This window comes from Mesorhizobium sp. BR115XR7A, from assembly GCF_020165315.1.
Taxonomy (GTDB): Bacteria; Pseudomonadota; Alphaproteobacteria; order Rhizobiales; family Rhizobiaceae; genus Mesorhizobium; species Mesorhizobium australicum.
The window spans coordinates 199,315-215,032 of the sequence record NZ_JAIUHW010000007.1 but is presented as its reverse complement, the minus strand read 5'-3'; the positions used below and the strand labels follow the sequence as shown (position 1 = coordinate 215,032).

Below are 15,718 nucleotides of genomic sequence, written 5' to 3'. Positions count from 1 at the left end.
GTTGCCCGAGACTGCTGACTCCCGGACAAAGCCTGTCCAATTCGGTTCAGCTTCGGCATTCCTTGCTCTACAGAGATGGGCGGCCGGCTCCCTGCAGGTGGAAACCATCATCATGAAACCGCTTCAGACCTCGTCGGGCGACCCGAACGCCGATCGCCGTGCGGACTATGCCGAAATGCTCGTTGCCTCCGGCGATCATGCCGCTGCCGCCGAGTTGCTGCTCGGCGGCCTGGAACTGGCGCCGCAATGGGCAATGGGCTGGTTTCGCCTGGGCGAGATGCAGGAGGCATCAGGCAGGCTCGACCTGGCGGCGCAGGCCTGGAGGACGGCGTTGAAATTGGATCCGGCCGATCGCCAGGGCGCGGCTCTCAAATTGCAGCTGATCGGCAAAGGTCCGGTCTTTATGGCGCCGCCCAGCGCCTTTGTCGAAACGCTGTTCGACCACTATGCAGAGACCTTCGAGGCGATGCTGGTCGGCAAACTCGACTACCGGCTGCCCGAGGTGCTCGACGCGGCCATCCGCAAGGTAAGGCCGGGCCGCTTCCGCCTGGCGCTCGACCTGGGTTGCGGCACTGGGCTGATGGGCGAGAAGCTGAGGCCGATCGTCAACCGGCTGGAGGGGTTCGACATCTCGGCAAGGATGCTGAAGAAGGCGCGGGCAAAAGGCATCTACGACGCGCTGACGAAAGCGGATTTGCAGGATTTTTCCTATTCAGGCGACAAGGCCGATCTAGTGACGTCAGCCGACGTGCTGATCTACATCGGCGGCCTCGAAGGTCTCGTGGGAACGGTCGCCGGCCTGCTCGCCGAGGGTGGCCTGTTTGTCTTTTCAGTCGAGAGCCTGGCGGAAGGCGGTGGCGAGTTCGCGCTGCAGCCCTCCCGGCGCTACGCCCATTCGGATGGCCATGTCGTACGGACCCTCGAGGCTAACTGCCTCTCGGTCCTCGCGCTGGAGCCGACAACCATCCGCTGGGATCGCCGCGAGCCTGTCAAAGGCCTGGCCGTCGTGGCATGGAAAGCCGGTCCCCTGTGAGGGCAACTCTTTGCGCTGCTGCGAAAAAGTCCGATTTGCGTGCGCGACTGATATTTGCGATCTGGTCGCATCAGGGCGGTATATCAGGAGGAGCACTTCGATGCGCTGGAACGTGATGATTTTGGCGTCTTGCCTCGTAACCACCGGCTGCGTGGGCAATTCAGCGTCCGAGCGGCAGGACGCCAACGTCGAGTCCTCGCTGCAATATGACAGCGTGCCATGCGATCAGTTGCTGACGCAGCGCAACGGATTGGCGCAGCAATATAATCTCCCCACGACCGCCAAGCCGACCTTTTCCAATCCCGCCATGGGTTTTGGCCCGTTCACGCCCGATATGCGTTCCAAGGCTCAGCGCGACAGCGACAAGGCGTCAGGCGAAATCGATGCCATGAACCGGTCGATCGATCGCCGCGACTGCGGCAAACCGGACAAGCAGAAGAAGTTCGCGCTGCCTGGCTGATGCGTGTTGCCCAAATGAAGCTCTCGGACCTCGGCGACCGCATCTGTATCCTGGGCCCGTCGAACAGCGGCAAGTCGACGCTTGCCGACGCGATCGCGCGCAAGCGTGGCCTGACACCCATTCATCTTGATCTGCTCTTTCACCTGCCCAACACGGATTGGCTGCAGCGTCCGAGGGACGAACTCATTGCCTTGCATGACGCAGCGATCGCCGGCGAACGGTGGGTGATGGACGGAAATTACTCGGTTTGCATGCCGCAACGCTTCCAGCGCGCGACCGGATTGATCCTGCTGGACATTTCCATCCCGGCAAGTCTGCTGCGCTATTTCAGGCGTACCTTGTTCGAGAAGGAAAGACGCGGAGCCTTGGAGGGTGGGCGCGACAGCATCAAATGGGACATGATCCACCACATTGCCGTGACCACGCCGAAAAACCGCTCAAGATACCGGGTGACGTTCGAGCAGGTCAACCTGCCGAAGCTGCAACTGTCGTCCGCCAATGCGATCAAGAAATGTTTTCAGGACTGGGATTTGGCCAGGTGACGAGGACGTCTGGCTAGAGCAATTCCAGGAAAAGTGCGTAGCGGTTTTCCGTCCGGAATTGCGTAAAAACAAAGAATTAGAGCGGGTCGGCGATTCCATAAAACGCTGAACCGCTCTAGTATCCTGCTTTGCGGTCCACCAGATTGTCGAGCCTTTCGCCGCGTTCGAAAGCGTCCATCTGGCGCAGCATGAGCGGCGCCAGATGGGCTGGATCGGAAGTCGCCGCGGCATGCGGCGTCACGAACACCTTCGGGTGGTTCCACAACGGGCTGGTCTTCGGCAGTGGTTCCACCTCGAACACGTCGAGGCTCGCCTCCTTCAGCGTGCCGTCATCCAGCGCGCGCACGATGTCGGCGTCCTTCTGCAGGCGGCCGCGTCCGGCATTGATCAGCACCGAGCCGCCGAGGCCGTTGCGTTTCCTCAATTCCTTCAGCACGCCGTAGTTGACGATGCCTTGCGTGTCCGGCGTCAGCGGCAAAAGCACGACCAGAATATCGGTGGCGTTGAGGAACGGGATCAGCCCGGCCTCGCCGCTATACGTCGCCACCCCTTCCATTGGCCGGTCCGTGCGCGACCAGCCATTGACCGCAAAGCCCAGCGACAGCAGCGCCGAGGCTGCCGCGCGGCCGAGACTGCCAAGTCCCATGATGCCGACGGAAATGTCACCGGCCGGCCTCTGCTGCGGCTCGTGCCAGATCTTCTTTGGCTGCTGCGACCGGTAGAGCAGGCCCTGGCGATGGTGATCGAGCACCCGCCAGACGACGTACTCGGTCATGTACTGGGTGAGGTTGTCGGCGACGACCTTGACAATCGGCACGTCGGGCAGGCCGGGATCGGCGAAGATATGGTCGACGCCGGCGCCGATCGAGAAGATGGCGCGCAGATTGGGCAGCGACGACATCAAATTCGGCTTCTGCTTCCACACCACCGCATAGGTGATCGAGGGATCCTCGGCTCCATCCGGTTCCAGCACCACCTCGCGTTCGGCCGACAGCAGGTCGCGCCAGCGCTGCGGATGAAAGCCGGTGACGGCAAGCAGGATGCGGCCTTTTTCCATCGCGGTTCGTTCAGTCCTTCCTTGTGCGGATCACTCGCTGACCACGCCTGTCGGCGCTGTCTCGATCTTGAAAGCGGCCGAGATCAGAGCCCGAGTATAGTCGGTTTGCGGATTTCCAAAAATCTGTTCGGAAGGGCCGGCTTCGACGATCTGGCCGTTGCGCATGACGATGACGTCGTTGGCCAGCGCCCGGATGACCTTGAGGTCGTGGCTGATGAAAAGATAGGCGAGGTCGTGCTTGGCCTGCAAATTGCGCAGCAGATCGACGACCTGTGCCTGCACGCTCATGTCGAGCGCCGATGTCGGCTCGTCCAGCATGACGAAGCGCGGGTTGAGCACCATGGCGCGGGCGATGGCGACACGTTGGCGCTGGCCGCCGGAAAACTCGTGCGGATAGCGGTTGCGGGTCGCCGGATCGAGCCCGACTTCCTTCAGCACGGCGGCCACCTTGTCGTCGCGCTCGTCGGGCGACAGCTTTGGCTCGTGGATCTTAAGCCCTTCCTCGATGATCTCGGCGATCGACATGCGCGGGCTGAGCGAGCCGAACGGATCCTGGAAGACGATCTGCAATTCGCGCCTGAGCGGTCGCATCGCGTTGAAGGTGAGCTGGTTGATGTCGCGGCCGTTGAACTGGATCGTCCCGGTCGACGAGATCATGCGCGCCAGCGCCAGGCCGAGCGTCGTCTTGCCCGAACCGGATTCGCCGACCACGCCCAGCGTCTGGCCGGCGCGCACGGTGACGTCGATGCCGTCGACCGCCTTCACATGATCGATCGTGCGTCGGAAGAACCCCTGCTTGATCGGAAACCACACCTTGATGTCCTTGCCGGTCATGACAGGCTTGGCGTCGGCATTGGCGGCCGGCGGCTTGCCTTTCGGCTCGGCGGCCAGAAGATGGCGCGTATAGGGGTGCTGCGGGTTGGCGAAGATGTCCTTGGTCGGTCCGGTCTCGACGATCTTGCCCTTGGTCATCACGCAGACCCGGTCGGCGATCTTGCGCACGATGCCGAGGTCATGGGTGATGAACAGCATCGACATGCCCTTGCGGCTTTTGAGGCCCGCGAGCAGTTCGAGGATCTGTGCCTGCACCGTGACGTCGAGCGCGGTTGTCGGCTCGTCCGCGATTAACAGTTCCGGCTCGTTGGCGAGCGCCATGGCGATCATGACGCGCTGGCGCTGGCCGCCGGACAGCTGATGCGGATAGGCGTCCAGACGCTTCTGCGGATCGCGGATGCCGACCTCGTTGAGCAGGGCCAACGTGCGCGCCTTGGCCGGACGGTCGCCCATGCCTTGATGCAGCTTCAGGATTTCGACGATCTGGTGCTCGATCGTGTGCAACGGATTGAGCGAGGTCATCGGCTCCTGGAAGATCATGGTGATCTTGTTGCCGCGCACCTGGCGCAATTGCTTCTCGCTCATGGCGAGCAGGTCGGCACCCTGAAACAGGATCTTGCCTGAGGGGTGGCTGGCGCTGGGATAGGGCAGCAGCTTCAGCACCGACAGCGCCGAGACCGATTTGCCGGAGCCGGATTCGCCGACCAGCGCCACCGTCTCGCCCCTGGCGATGTCGAACGAAATGTGGTCGACGGCGACTGACTGGCCGCCGCCCTGGCTGAAGGCGACGCTGAGGTCCTGCACGCTGAGCAAGGGAGCATCGCTCATTTGAACGTCTTGCGCGGATCGAAGGCGTCGCGCGTCGCCTCGCCGACAAATACCAGCAGCGACAGCATCAGCGAGATGACGACGAAGCCGGAAATGCCGAGCCAGGGCGCGTTGAGATTGCGCTGCGCCTGCTTGAGCAGTTCACCGAGCGAGGCGGAGCCGGGCGGCAGGCCGAAGCCGAGATAGTCTAGCGAGGTCAGCGTCGAGATCGAGCCGCTCAGCAAAAAGGGCAGGAAGGTCAATGTCGCCACCATGGCGTTGGGCAGCAGATGCCGGAACATGATGGTGCGGTTGGGCACGCCGAGCGCGCGCGCCGCGTTGACATATTCGAAGTTGCGGGCGCGCAGGAACTCCGCCCGCACCACCCCGACCAGCGCCACCCAGGAAAACAACAGCATCAGGCCGAGCAGGATGAAGAAGCCCGGCGGCAGGATGGCCGCGACGATGAGCAGCAGATAGAGCACGGGAATGGCCGACCAGATCTCGATGAAGCGCTGGAACAGCAGATCCGTCCAGCCGCCGAAATAGCCCTGCAAGGCACCGGCGCCTACGCCGATCAGCGCCGAACCAGCGGTCAGGATTAGGCCGAACAGCACCGAAATGCGGAAGCCGTAAATGACGCGCGCCAGCACGTCGCGCGCCTGGTCGTCGGTGCCGAACCAGTTCCAGTTGCCGACATTGCAGGCCGGGTCATCGGCTCCTCGTGGATATTGGTTGCAGCGCGTCTTGGCGTCATATTCCCATGATGGCTTGGCCGGTGCTGCTTCCGGAATGGCGTTGTTGACGGTCTGGTAGGAATAGCGGATCGGCGGCCAGATCATCCAGCCATGGGCGTTGATCTCGTCCTGGATAACCGGGTCGCGGTAATCGGTGACGGCATAGAAGCCGCCGAATTTTTCCTCGGGATACGCAACCATCATCGGGAAAAGGATCTCGCCCTTGTAGGAAGCGATGATCGGTTTGTCGTTGGCGATGAATTCGGCAAACAGCGACAGCACGAACAGGACGAGGAAAATCCACAGCGACCAGTAGCCGCGGCGGTTGGCTTTGAAATTCTGCAGGCGGCGCTTGTTGAGCGGCGACAGGAACGGCCGTGGGAGCCGCTCCGGCAAGACACCGGCGGTCACGCTTGCCTCCGACATCAGATGTCTCTCCGCTCGAAATCGATGCGCGGATCGACCCAGGTGTACATCAGGTCGGACAGGAGCCCGACGAAGAGGCCAAGCAGCGAGAAGATATAAAGGTTGGCGAACACCACGGGATAGTCGCGCTCGACCACCGACCGGAAGCCGAGCAGGCCGAGCCCGTCGAGCGAAAAGATGTTCTCGATCAGCAGCGATCCCGTGAAGAAGGCCGAGATGAAGGCACCCGGGAAGCCGGCGATGACGATCAGCATGGCGTTGCGAAAAACGTGGCCATAAAGCACCTGCCGTTCCGACAGGCCCTTGGCGCGCGCCGTCACCACATACTGCTTGCGGATTTCCTCCAGGAAGGAGTTCTTGGTCAAAAGCGTGGTCGTTGCGAAGGCCGACAACACCAGCGCCGTCAGCGGCAGCGTCATGTGCCAGAAATAATCGACGATCTTGGCCGGCCACGACAATTGGTCCCAATTGTCCGAGACGATGCCGCGCAACGGGAACCAGTCCCAGAACGAGCCGCCAGCGAACAGCACCATCAAAAGGATGCCGAACAGGAAGCCTGGAATGGCATAGCCGACGATGACGACCCCACTGGTCCAGACGTCGAAGGGCGTGCCGTCCTTCACCGCCTTGCGAATGCCGAGCGGGATCGAGATCAGATAGGACAACAAGGTGATCCAGAGCCCGATCGAAATCGATACGGGCATCTTTTCCAGGATCAGGTCGAGCACCGAGATATCGCGGAAATAGCTGTTGCCGAAATCGAACCTGGCATAATTCCACAGCATCATGCCGAAGCGCTCGAGCGGCGGCTTGTCGAAACCGAACTGCTTCTCCAGCTTCTTGATGAATTCCGGATCCAGGCCCTGGGCGCCGCGATATTTCGAGCTCACATCGCCGGCGACATCGAAATTGGAGCCGCCTGCATCGCCGCCACCACCGCCGAGGCGGTCGCTGCCGCCCTGGTTGGTCAGTTTGGCGATGACCTGCTCGACCGGCCCGCCAGGCGCGAACTGGATAACGGCGAACGATATCGCCATGATGCCGAACAGGGTCGGGATCATCAAAAGGATGCGACGCAGTATATAGGCGCCCATCAGGTGTTATCCTCCTCGAGGAGAGCCACCGCGTCCGGCAACACCCCCAAGGCAATCGCTTCAGGCCAATTGTCGGCGCGGGCGCCGCCCCTCATTGTCCTGCCGGACATTTCTCCCCGTATAGTAACGGGGAGAAAGGGGCTGGCCGCGATCTCGGCGCTTTTATTGCAACGCTTGCAGTTGACGAAACTATCGATGAGAGCGCCCTTCTCCCCGTCACTATACGGGGAGAGGATGCCGGCAGGCAGGTGAGGGGCAGCGCCAACACCCGCAAGATATTCAGCCTTTGCCAATTTTTGCCGCCTTGCCCTTATCGAACCACCACAGCGTCTCGACCGGAAAGCCGTAATCGGGCTTTTGCTCGACAAAGCCGAACATGTCCCAATAGGCGACGCGGTGATTCGCCAGGAACCAACTAGGAATCCAATCGCATCGCGCACGCAAGACCCGGTCGAGCGCCCGCATCGCCACGGTCAGGTTTTCACGGTCCTTTGCCGCGCCCACGGCATTGATCAGCGTGTCGACAGCGGGATCGGAGATACCCGGCAAGTTGCGGGAGCCGGAGACGCCGACGGTGCTCGAATGGAAGAAGACTTCGAGATCATCCCGAGTCGGCGTCGCGCTGAACGAAAAAGCAGCAGACAAGAGGTCGAAGTCGAAACTCGCCTGCCTGGACTGGTATTGCGCCGAATCCACCAACCGTATCGTGGCGTCGATGCCGATCGCCTTCATGTTGGCGACCCAGGGCGAATAGACCTGGACGAAGGTGTCGTCATCGACCATGAACTCGGCTGAAAGCCGGCCTCCCTTGTCGTTAACGACAAAGTCGCCTGATCGCTTCCACCCGGCGGCGGACAGAAGTTTTGCCGCTTGGCCAAGCAGCTTGCGGTCGCGACCGGAGCCGTCGGACGCGGGCTGGGTCACTGCCTCGCCGAAGACCTCTGCCGGCAACTGGCTTCGCAGCGGCTCCAGCAGAGCCAGTTCTTGCGGCGACGGTGTCCCTTCGGCGCGAAAGTCCGATTTCTCGAAGCAGGATTGCGAACGCTCGTACGAGCCGTAGAAGAAGTTGCGGCGCGTCCACTCGAAATCGAAACATAGCGCCAGCGCCCGCCTCACCCTAGGGTCGCGAAACTGCTCTCGCCGCTGATTGACCGCGGTGGCCTGCATCGAGGGTCGCTTTTCGGCCGGGAATTCATGCTTGGCCACTTTGCCCGCGGTCATTGCAGGGAAGTCATAGGCGGTGGCCCAAACGCGTGACACGAATTCCTCGCGATAAGTGATCTCACCTTTCTTGAAGGCTTCGAATCCGGCGTTGCGGTTCTGGTAGAACTCGATGCGGATACGATCGAAATTGTTCTGTCCGCGATTGAACGCGAGGTCACGACCCCAATAGTCCGCCACCCGATCGTACTCGATCCATGCGCCGGCCGAGAAACGCCCGACCTTGTAGGCGCCGGACCCGAGCGGCGGGTTCAATTGCGAGGAATCGAAGGGATTTGCCGTGTAGAAGGCCTTGGACAGGATCGGGAATTCCACCACGTTGAGCACGGTCCGGGCGGATTGCTTGCCGGAAAAAGTAAGCCGCAGTGTGCGGTCATCGACGGCAACGGCATCGATCATGTGCGTCAGCGACAGCGATAGGTCGGGATGGCCCTTCTCCTTGTAGAGCTTGAAGGTGAAGGCAGCATCCTGCGCCGTCAGCGGCGTGCCGTCATGGAAACGCGTCTCGGGTCGAAGCGAGAAGGTGAAGCCATTGCGGTCGTCGGAGAGCGTCACGCCATCCGCGATCTGGCCATATACCGCGTCGGGTTCATCGAGCGCCCGCACCATCAGCGCGTCGAAACACATCTCCATGCGTGGCGGCGCATCGCCCTTGTTGGCGAAGGAGTTCAGCGTGTTGAAAGTCTGCGTATCCTGGTTGTAACCCCAATTCGGCGGCGAGAAATTGAAGATGCCGCCCTTGGGCGCATCGACTTTGACATAGTCGAAATGCGGGAAATCAGGCTTGTATTTGAGGTCGCCGAAGGCGGAAAGGCCGTGCAGCTTGGTGCCGGTCGCAACGTTTGCAAAGGCTTTGCCCGGCATCAGCGCTGCTGCAGCGGTAGCGCCACCCAAAGCCAGGAAATCGCGGCGGGGCAGGGCCGCCATCAATTGCCGCCCCATCAATTGCCGCCCTTGTATTTGGCCGCCAGCGTTTTTTCCTTGTCCGGGTCGATCCACCATGAATCGATGTCGGCGCCGACATAGGCAGGCTGTTTGTCGGGGAACTTGAACTTGTTCCAATAGGCCAGCCATACCGCTGAACGGTAATATTGCGGCACGACGTAGAAGTTCCACAGCAGGATGCGGTCGAGTGCGTGGGTGGCGGCGACGAGATCATCGCGATCGGTGGCGAAGATGATGCGATCGACAAGCGCGTCGACGACTGGATCCTTGATACCCATCAGGTTGCGCGAACCAGGCGCATCGGCGGCCTTGGAACTCCAGAAATCGCGCTGCTCGTTGCCGGGCGACTCCGACTGGCCGAACAGACCCGTCACGACATCGAAATCGAAATTGTTGACGCGGTTGATATACTGCGTCTGGTCGATGATACGCAGGGTAGCGTCGACGCCGATCTTGCGCAGGTTGGCGATGTAGGGGCTGGCGATCACCTGGTCTGTGTCGTTCCAGCCGAGGATCTCGAACTTGAACGGTGCGCCTGTCTTGGCGTTGAGCATCTTGCCGCCCTTGATGATCCATCCGGCCTTGGCGAAGAGATCGACGGCCTGCTTCAGATACTTTCGTTCCGCTTGCGGCGAGTCGTAGACGGGCAGCTTGAACTCCTGAGAGAAGAGTTCTGGCGGCAGCTTGTCGCGATACTTTTCCAGGATTTCCAGTTCCTTGCCCTGCGGCAATCCGCTGGACGCCAGTTCGGTACCTTGGAAATAGCTCGATGTGCGTGTGTTGAAGCCGAAGAACAAGGTGCGATTCATGCTCTCGAAATCGAAGGGTATGGTCAATGCCTCGCGGACCAGTCGGTCCTGGAACAGCGGCCGCCTCTGATTTAGCACAAAGCCCTGCATCGGCTGCGGCGACCGGGTCTGGAAGTCCTTCTTGATGACGTCGCCAGCCTGAATGGCCGGGAAATTATAGGCTGTAGCCCATTTGCGGGAGCTGTATTCGCGGTTGATGTCTTCCAGCCCACCCTTGGTGAAGGCAAGCCAGGCGGCATTGTCGTCGAGAATGTAGGTGTATCGGCGCGTGTTGAAATTCTCGCGGCCGATCTTCACCGGCAGCTTGGCCGCCCAGTAGTCGGGCACGCGCTGCCAGACGATCTCCGAGCCCGGCTTGAAGCTGGCGATCTTGTAGGCAGCCGAACCGAGCGGAATTTCCAGCGTCGGCCTGGTGACGTCGCGCTTCTTGCCATTGGCGTCCGTGCCTTCCCACCAATGCTTCGGCAGCACGGCGAGATCCCCAAGGATCTTCGGCAGTTCGCGGTTGCCCTTCTGGTTGAAATGGAACTCGACCTCGCGGTCGGAGATCGCCACCGCATCGGTGACGTTCTCGAAATAACGGCTGTATTGCGGGCTGTTCGCCTTCAGCATCTGGAACGACCAGATCACGTCGTCGACGGTGATCGGCTGATCGTCATGCCATTTGGCGCGGGGGTCGAGCCGGTAAGTCGCCGAGGAATAGTCGGCCGGGAATTTGTAGGCGTCGGCGATCAGAGGATGGCTGACGCTGCCCTCATCGGTCGCCTGCTCCATCAGCGTGTCATAGAGCAGGCCGCCGCCGAAGCCGACCAGGCCGGCGGCCGGCGAACCCTGCACGATATAGGGATTGAAGCTGTCGAAAGTGCCCAGCACCACCGAATTCAGCGTGCCGCCTTTGGGCGCGTTCGGATTGACGTAATCATAGTGCTGGAAGTTGTCGCCATATTTGGATTCGCCGATCAGCGATGATGTCGTGCGCCACTCGTCGGCCAGGGCCGCCTGCAACCCCGCGGCCAGCAGGGCCGCCGCCAGCAATGATTTGAGAAGCACCCGGCCAAGCGTCATCCACTGTCCTCTTCGCGATGCGTGCCATCATCCAGAAAGGCAATCTAGATGATTTGTCGCGCGTGAAAACCGCCATGCGCGGCTTTGTCGCCGCATATGCGATTTTCCTAACGAAAAAGCCGGGCTGAACCCGGCTTTTTCAAGGTCGTCGAGACGATATTTGGGTTATTGAGCAGGCGCCGGTGCTGGGGCGGCCGGAGCTGGTGCGGCGGGAGCCGCAGGTGCCGCCGGCTTGGCGGGAGCAGCCCCTTCGGCCGGCTTGGCCGGTGCGGCACCTTCAGCCGGCTTGGCCGGCGCCGTCGCGTCGGCGGCAGCGCCCGGCGCGGGCAGCGGCTTGGGATTGTCCGACAGCGTGCGCAGATAGGCGATGACGTTGGCGCGGTCCTCTTCCTTGGGCAGGCCGGCGAAGCCCATCGCCGTGCCTTTCACGAATTTCTTCGGCGAGGTGATGAAGTGGTTGATGTTGTCGTAGGTCCACTTCTCGGCGCCGCCCTTGGAAAACTCCTTCATGCCGGCCGAATAGGCGAAGCCCTCATGCGCGGCGACGGGGCGGTCGATGAGATCCCACAAATCCGGGCCGACCTTGTTGGGGCCGCCCTTCTCGCCGGAGTGGCAGGCCTGGCATTTCTTGAAGATGGCGGCGCCCTGTTCGACACTTGCGCTGGCCAGAAGATCTGCGATCGGCTTTTCGGCTGCTGCCGGCCCGGCGGGGCCGCCCTCGGCGGGCTCGGCGGCCTCGATGGCGAAGCCGGGCTTTTCCGGAGCGGGCGAGGCAAACAGCGCGTCCGACACGATGCCGACCGAGAAGACCACGAAAATGGTTCCGAGCAATCCGGCGAGCAGCTTGTTGACTTCGTTGGAATCCATACGCCCCTTGCTCCCTTTTCCGGCGGACCGATCCGTCCACTCCGTCCGTCGGTATCGAGACCTGCCCTCCAGAGCCGGTCAAATCGGGCGGAAACTAGGTCTTTTGCTCGGGCGTTGCAACACCTATAAGGGCGCTTCCAGTGAGACCTTTTGCCACTTTCCCCTCCTCGTTTCGAACGCCTTGCCAGACCGATGTCAACCTTGATCCTGATCCCCGCCCGCATGGCCTCGACCCGGCTCCCGGGCAAGCCGCTGGCCGACATATCCGGCGCCCCGATGATCGTCCACGTAGCGCGCCGCGCCGCCGAGGCCGGGCTTGGTCGTGTGGTGGTGGCGACCGACACGCAAAGCGTGGCCGAAGCGGTGCGGGCGCATGGTTTCGAGGCGGTGATGACGCGCATGGATCATGAGTCGGGTTCGGATCGCATCCACGAGGCACTGTTGGCACTCGATCCCCGGGGCGAAGTCGAAACGATCGTCAATGTGCAGGGCGACCTGCCGACCATCGATCCCGGCATCATCGCCGCTTCGCTCAGGCCGTTCGACGACCCCTTGGTGGATATCGCCACGCTCGGCGTCGAGATCGTCCGCGAGGGGGAAAAGACCAATCCTAACGTCGTCAAGATCGTCGGGTCGCCGCTCACCGGCACGCGGTTGCGGGCGCTTTACTTCACCCGCGCCACGGCACCCTGGGGTGAGGGGCCGCTCTATCACCACGTCGGCCTATACGCCTATCGACGCGCGGCACTCGAGCGTTTCGTCGCGCTGAAGCCGTCGCCGCTTGAGCGCCGCGAGCGGCTGGAGCAGCTGCGGGCCCTGGAAGCCGGCATGCGCATCGATGCCGAGATCGTGCAGTCGCTGCCGCTTGGTGTCGACACCCCTGAAGACCTGGACCGTGCCAGGCAAATCCTTTCCAACTGAGATATCAGCATGCCTGAAAAGACCAATAGAATATCCTTCCAGGGCGAGCCCGGCGCCAATTCCGACACCGCCAGCCGCAACGTCTATCCCTCTATGGAGCCATTGCCGTGCCCGACCTTCGAGGACGCGTTCAATGCCGTGGAGACCGGCAAGGCCGATCTTGCCATGATCCCGATCGAGAACACCATCGCCGGGCGCGTCGCCGACATCCACCACCTTCTGCCGGAATCGAAGCTGCACATCGTCGGCGAATATTTCCTGCCGATCCATTTCCAGCTGATGGTGCTGCCGGGCGTCAGGCGCGACGAGATCAAGACCGTGCACACCCACATCCACGCCCTCGGCCAATGCCGCAAATACATCCGCAAGAACGGGTGGAAGGGAGTGGTCGCCGGCGACACGGCGGGCGCCGCCAAGATGGTCTCCGAGGTCAAGGACCGCACCATGGCCGCGTTGTCGCCGGCGCTGGCAGCGACGCTCTACGGGCTCGACATCATCGAGGAGAATGTCGAGGACACCGACAGCAACGTCACCCGCTTCGTCGTCCTGACCAAAAGCAAGCAATGGGCCGAGCGCCCGTCACCCGACGTCAAGATGATGACGACCTTCATCTTTCGCGTCCGTAACGTGCCGGCCGCGCTCTACAAGGCCATGGGCGGCTTCGCCACCAACGGCATCAACATGACCAAGCTCGAAAGCTACCAGCTCGGCGCCTTCACGGCGACGCTGTTCTACGCCGACATCGAGGGCCACCCCGACGATCCGCTGGTCAAGCTGGCGCTCGACGAGCTGCGGTTCTTCTCGCGCGAAGTGCGGATCCTCGGTGTCTATCCAGCGAGCGAGTCACGCGAGCAGTGGAAGGTGGCGGATTGAGCTACCAGCCCAACGGCACGTAGTCGATCTCCATGAAGGTCTCGACTTCCGGCACCCAGCGGTCGCGCACGAAGGCGACATGGTCGGGATGGTCGTTGTACCTGGTGTAGGCGGCCTGGTCGGCGAACTCCATCGAGAAGCCGAACTGATAGTCGTTCTTCGGGCTGACCTGCCGCAATTGCTCGAAATGCGTGACGCCCCGGATCGCCGAGAGGATTTTCCTGGCGTCGACGAGGAACCGCTTTTCCTCCAGCGAATGCGGTGGGTGCTTCAGCGTGAAGACGACGGTGTGACGGATCATTTGTCTCTCCTGCAATGACTTCGATATTCGTTATTCGCTGTCGACCCAGGCGCGGATGAGGTGGTGCGCAATGGCGCCTTTCGGCGGCGTGACCAGATTGTCGGGATGCGTTCGGTCCAGCATCAGGCGCACCTCGTCGCGCAAAAACCAGCGGCAGTCCTCCAGTTCGTTGAGATCGGCCTGGATGTCCTCGTTGAGCGGCTCGCCGAAGCATCCGATCATCAGCGAATAGGGGAACGGCCAGGGCTGGCTGGCGTGGTAGACGACGCGGCCGAGCCGGATGCCCGCCTCCTCCAGCGTTTCGCGGCGCACCGCCGCCTCGATCGTCTCGCCCGGCTCGATGAAGCCGGCAAGCGCCGAATACATGCCCGGCGCGAAATGCCGGCCGCGCCCGAGCAGGCATTTCTCCCGCGTCGTGGTCAGCATGATCGCTACCGGGTCGGTGCGCGGAAAATGCTCGGTGCCACAATTGGGGCAATGCCGTTTGTAGCCGCCGGCCCGCATCTGCGATTGCGTGCCGCATTTGCTGCAGAAGCGGTGACTGGCGTGCCAGGCAAGCAGGGCGGCGCCCTGCGCCATCGCGCCGGCGGCGGCCTCGTCGATCAGCCCTTGCATATAGACCGAGCGGTAATCGATCGCCTTAATGGTTTCAGGCAGCTGTTCGGCATCGACGCCCGCCAGCACCGCCAGCACCGGCCCCTGTTCGGAAAAGCCGAGCAGCACGCCCTGGTCGACCGAAGGGCTGAAGGGCTCGCTTTCGGCGATGCCGAACCATGGGTCGAGGCGGCCGCCCTCGCCGGGCTTCAGCAGGAGCCTGCCGCCATTCATCAACAGCAGCCGCGTCGTCGGGTCGGCCAGCGCCTTGTCGACCGAATCGTCGGCGCGGTTCTCGGATTGCCGGTCGATCGTGTTGCCGGCAAAGCCGACGAACTGGCTCGGCTCGCGCACGGGCGCGTCAAACAGGCGGAAGGTCATGTGGACTCTGGTGTTGGGGATGGACATGCTTGGGATGGACACGGCAAGGCTTATAGCGCTGCCCTTATCGTTTCGGCAAACCGGCGCAGGTCGGAACGCTGATAGGGCTCGCGCAGCCCGTGCCCCCAGACCGGGCCGGGCCAGCCGGGATCGCCCTCGGACCGTGCGATGATGTGGACATGCAGTTGGCGCACGATGTTGCCGAGCGCACCGGTGTTGATCTTGGTACAGCCGCTCACCTTCTTCAGCGCCTGCGCCACCATATTGGTCTCGAAGGTCAGCATCGCCTGGTCGAGCGGCGTCATGTCGTGGATCTCCTCCGCGCCCGGCCGCTGCGGCACCAGGAGCAGCCATGGCCAACGGCGGTCGTTCATCACCCGCAATTCGCACAGCCCCAGCCACATCAATTGCTCGCTGTCGGCCTCCAGCCGGGCATCCAGCGTGAATCCGGCCTTCAGGCCCGGCAGCATCGGCGTTTCCCTTGCTTTTCTTGGTTTCCTCAAACCATGAACGCTAAAGCGGCTGCACCGGTGCTGCAAGCGAATCTGGTGGTTCGCGGTGCCGATTTGCCTGCGCACTTGCATTTCGTCGCGCAATTGCCGATATGGACAGCGGGAGGTTGGTGGTGGACGATCCACTCGCCAACCGGGTCAGGTCCGGAAGGAAGCAGCCCTAACGAGCCCGGAACGGGTCATTGTTCCAGCCTCCCACCTCATCGGCCCTCCTCGCGACATTGACGACGCATTGCAGC

General features: G+C 62.2%; 16 protein-coding genes and 1 other RNA gene. 6 read left to right on the top strand and 11 right to left on the bottom strand.

The features are described 5' to 3' along the window. The first annotated feature begins 112 nt into the window (after nucleotides 1-112). The 3 genes from LB557_RS17085 (at nucleotide 113) to LB557_RS17075 (ending at nucleotide 2,035) form a co-directional block, all read left to right on the top strand. Nucleotides 113-1,033: a methyltransferase domain-containing protein gene (locus LB557_RS17085; RefSeq protein WP_224641382.1), complete on the top strand. Its 921-nt coding sequence runs from the start codon at nucleotides 113-115 to the stop codon at nucleotides 1,031-1,033. Nucleotides 1,034-1,133: 100 nt separating this feature from the next. After that, complete coding sequence (locus LB557_RS17080; protein WP_224641384.1) at nucleotides 1,134-1,493, top strand: hypothetical protein; 360 nt, start codon at nucleotides 1,134-1,136, stop codon at nucleotides 1,491-1,493. A gap of 14 nt (nucleotides 1,494-1,507) precedes the next feature. Beyond that, on the top strand, nucleotides 1,508-2,035 hold the full coding sequence (locus tag LB557_RS17075; RefSeq protein ID WP_224641386.1) for an AAA family ATPase: 528 nt from the start codon (nucleotides 1,508-1,510) through the stop codon (nucleotides 2,033-2,035). Nucleotides 2,036-2,150: 115 nt separating this feature from the next. Here LB557_RS17075 and LB557_RS17070 read toward each other — a convergent pair whose 3' ends face one another. The 8 genes from LB557_RS17070 to LB557_RS17035 form a co-directional block, all read right to left on the bottom strand. Then, nucleotides 2,151-3,092, bottom strand: coding sequence for a 2-hydroxyacid dehydrogenase (locus LB557_RS17070; RefSeq protein WP_140723026.1), 942 nt, complete (start codon nucleotides 3,090-3,092; stop codon nucleotides 2,151-2,153). Between the two features lie 30 nt (nucleotides 3,093-3,122). Beyond that, complete coding sequence (locus LB557_RS17065) at nucleotides 3,123-4,754, bottom strand: ABC transporter ATP-binding protein (RefSeq protein ID WP_015314057.1); 1,632 nt, start codon at nucleotides 4,752-4,754, stop codon at nucleotides 3,123-3,125. Further along, nucleotides 4,751-5,896, bottom strand: coding sequence for an ABC transporter permease (locus LB557_RS17060; RefSeq protein ID WP_224641388.1), 1,146 nt, complete (start codon nucleotides 5,894-5,896; stop codon nucleotides 4,751-4,753). The genes LB557_RS17065 and LB557_RS17060 overlap by 4 nt, the downstream gene beginning before the upstream one ends. Continuing rightward, entirely contained in the window at nucleotides 5,896-6,990 is a 1,095-nt protein-coding gene (locus tag LB557_RS17055; protein WP_015314055.1) for a microcin C ABC transporter permease YejB, read from the bottom strand. Before LB557_RS17055 ends, LB557_RS17060 begins: the two co-directional genes overlap by 1 nt. Further along, nucleotides 6,990-7,283 carry a hypothetical protein gene (locus tag LB557_RS17050; RefSeq protein ID WP_224641389.1) on the bottom strand — a complete coding sequence of 98 codons (294 nt, stop codon included), beginning with the start codon at nucleotides 7,281-7,283 and terminating at the stop codon, nucleotides 6,990-6,992. Before LB557_RS17050 ends, LB557_RS17055 begins: the two co-directional genes overlap by 1 nt. Continuing rightward, nucleotides 7,270-9,138 (bottom strand): extracellular solute-binding protein, encoded by a 1,869-nt coding sequence (locus tag LB557_RS17045; RefSeq protein ID WP_224641391.1) that lies wholly within the window; start codon nucleotides 9,136-9,138, stop codon nucleotides 7,270-7,272. The genes LB557_RS17050 and LB557_RS17045 overlap by 14 nt, the downstream gene beginning before the upstream one ends. Nucleotides 9,139-9,152: 14 nt before the next feature. Continuing rightward, the gene (locus tag LB557_RS17040) at nucleotides 9,153-11,030 is read right to left on the bottom strand and encodes an extracellular solute-binding protein (protein ID WP_140614807.1); all 1,878 of its coding nucleotides are present in this window, start codon (nucleotides 11,028-11,030) and stop codon (nucleotides 9,153-9,155) included. Between the two features lie 165 nt (nucleotides 11,031-11,195). Further along, a complete protein-coding gene (locus tag LB557_RS17035) occupies nucleotides 11,196-11,897 on the bottom strand; it encodes a c-type cytochrome (protein ID WP_140660620.1) in 702 nt (233 codons plus the stop codon). Nucleotides 11,898-12,089: 192 nt separating this feature from the next. On the opposite strand from LB557_RS17035, the gene LB557_RS17030 reads away from it, so the two are divergent. After that, a complete protein-coding gene (locus LB557_RS17030; protein ID WP_224641393.1) occupies nucleotides 12,090-12,818 on the top strand; it encodes a 3-deoxy-manno-octulosonate cytidylyltransferase in 729 nt (242 codons plus the stop codon). A gap of 9 nt (nucleotides 12,819-12,827) precedes the next feature. Beyond that, nucleotides 12,828-13,691 carry a prephenate dehydratase gene (locus LB557_RS17025; RefSeq protein WP_015314050.1) on the top strand — a complete coding sequence of 288 codons (864 nt, stop codon included), beginning with the start codon at nucleotides 12,828-12,830 and terminating at the stop codon, nucleotides 13,689-13,691. Nucleotide 13,692: 1 nt separating this feature from the next. Here the strand turns inward: LB557_RS17025 and LB557_RS17020 are convergent, their stop codons facing one another. From LB557_RS17020 to LB557_RS17010, 3 genes are read right to left on the bottom strand one after another with little or no spacing between them, the layout of a single operon-like run. After that, nucleotides 13,693-13,992 (bottom strand): Dabb family protein, encoded by a 300-nt coding sequence (locus LB557_RS17020; RefSeq protein ID WP_015314049.1) that lies wholly within the window; start codon nucleotides 13,990-13,992, stop codon nucleotides 13,693-13,695. 30 nt (nucleotides 13,993-14,022) lie between these two features. Further along, nucleotides 14,023-14,967, bottom strand: a complete 945-nt coding sequence (gene nudC / locus LB557_RS17015; RefSeq protein ID WP_140714078.1) for an NAD(+) diphosphatase — start codon at nucleotides 14,965-14,967, stop codon at nucleotides 14,023-14,025. Between the two features lie 50 nt (nucleotides 14,968-15,017). Beyond that, nucleotides 15,018-15,437: an HIT domain-containing protein gene (locus LB557_RS17010; protein WP_015314047.1), complete on the bottom strand. Its 420-nt coding sequence runs from the start codon at nucleotides 15,435-15,437 to the stop codon at nucleotides 15,018-15,020. A gap of 144 nt (nucleotides 15,438-15,581) precedes the next feature. On the opposite strand from LB557_RS17010, the gene ffs reads away from it, so the two are divergent. After that, an RNA gene (ffs, locus tag LB557_RS17005) (signal recognition particle sRNA small type) lies at nucleotides 15,582-15,678 on the top strand. The last annotated feature ends 40 nt before the right edge of the window (nucleotides 15,679-15,718 follow it).

Bases quoted from the DNA above. Each gene is read 5' to 3' on its own strand.
- LB557_RS17060 (WP_224641388.1), bottom strand. From the start codon at position 5,896: ATGTCGGAGGCAAGCGTGACCGCCGGTGTCTTGCCGGAGCGGCTCCCA.
- LB557_RS17040 (WP_140614807.1), bottom strand. From the start codon at position 11,030: ATGACGCTTGGCCGGGTGCTTCTCAAATCATTGCTGGCGGCGGCCCTG.
- LB557_RS17020 (WP_015314049.1), bottom strand. From the start codon at position 13,992: ATGATCCGTCACACCGTCGTCTTCACGCTGAAGCACCCACCGCATTCG.
- LB557_RS17045 (WP_224641391.1), bottom strand. From the start codon at position 9,138: ATGGCGGCCCTGCCCCGCCGCGATTTCCTGGCTTTGGGTGGCGCTACC.
- LB557_RS17085 (WP_224641382.1), top strand. From the start codon at position 113: ATGAAACCGCTTCAGACCTCGTCGGGCGACCCGAACGCCGATCGCCGT.
- LB557_RS17080 (WP_224641384.1), top strand. From the start codon at position 1,134: ATGCGCTGGAACGTGATGATTTTGGCGTCTTGCCTCGTAACCACCGGC.
- LB557_RS17035 (WP_140660620.1), bottom strand. From the start codon at position 11,897: ATGGATTCCAACGAAGTCAACAAGCTGCTCGCCGGATTGCTCGGAACC.
- LB557_RS17010 (WP_015314047.1), bottom strand. From the start codon at position 15,437: ATGCTGCCGGGCCTGAAGGCCGGATTCACGCTGGATGCCCGGCTGGAG.
- LB557_RS17055 (WP_015314055.1), bottom strand. From the start codon at position 6,990: ATGGGCGCCTATATACTGCGTCGCATCCTTTTGATGATCCCGACCCTG.
- LB557_RS17025 (WP_015314050.1), top strand. From the start codon at position 12,828: ATGCCTGAAAAGACCAATAGAATATCCTTCCAGGGCGAGCCCGGCGCC.
- LB557_RS17030 (WP_224641393.1), top strand. From the start codon at position 12,090: ATGTCAACCTTGATCCTGATCCCCGCCCGCATGGCCTCGACCCGGCTC.
- LB557_RS17075 (WP_224641386.1), top strand. From the start codon at position 1,508: ATGAAGCTCTCGGACCTCGGCGACCGCATCTGTATCCTGGGCCCGTCG.
- nudC (WP_140714078.1), bottom strand. From the start codon at position 14,967: ATGACCTTCCGCCTGTTTGACGCGCCCGTGCGCGAGCCGAGCCAGTTC.
- LB557_RS17070 (WP_140723026.1), bottom strand. From the start codon at position 3,092: ATGGAAAAAGGCCGCATCCTGCTTGCCGTCACCGGCTTTCATCCGCAG.
- LB557_RS17065 (WP_015314057.1), bottom strand. From the start codon at position 4,754: ATGAGCGATGCTCCCTTGCTCAGCGTGCAGGACCTCAGCGTCGCCTTC.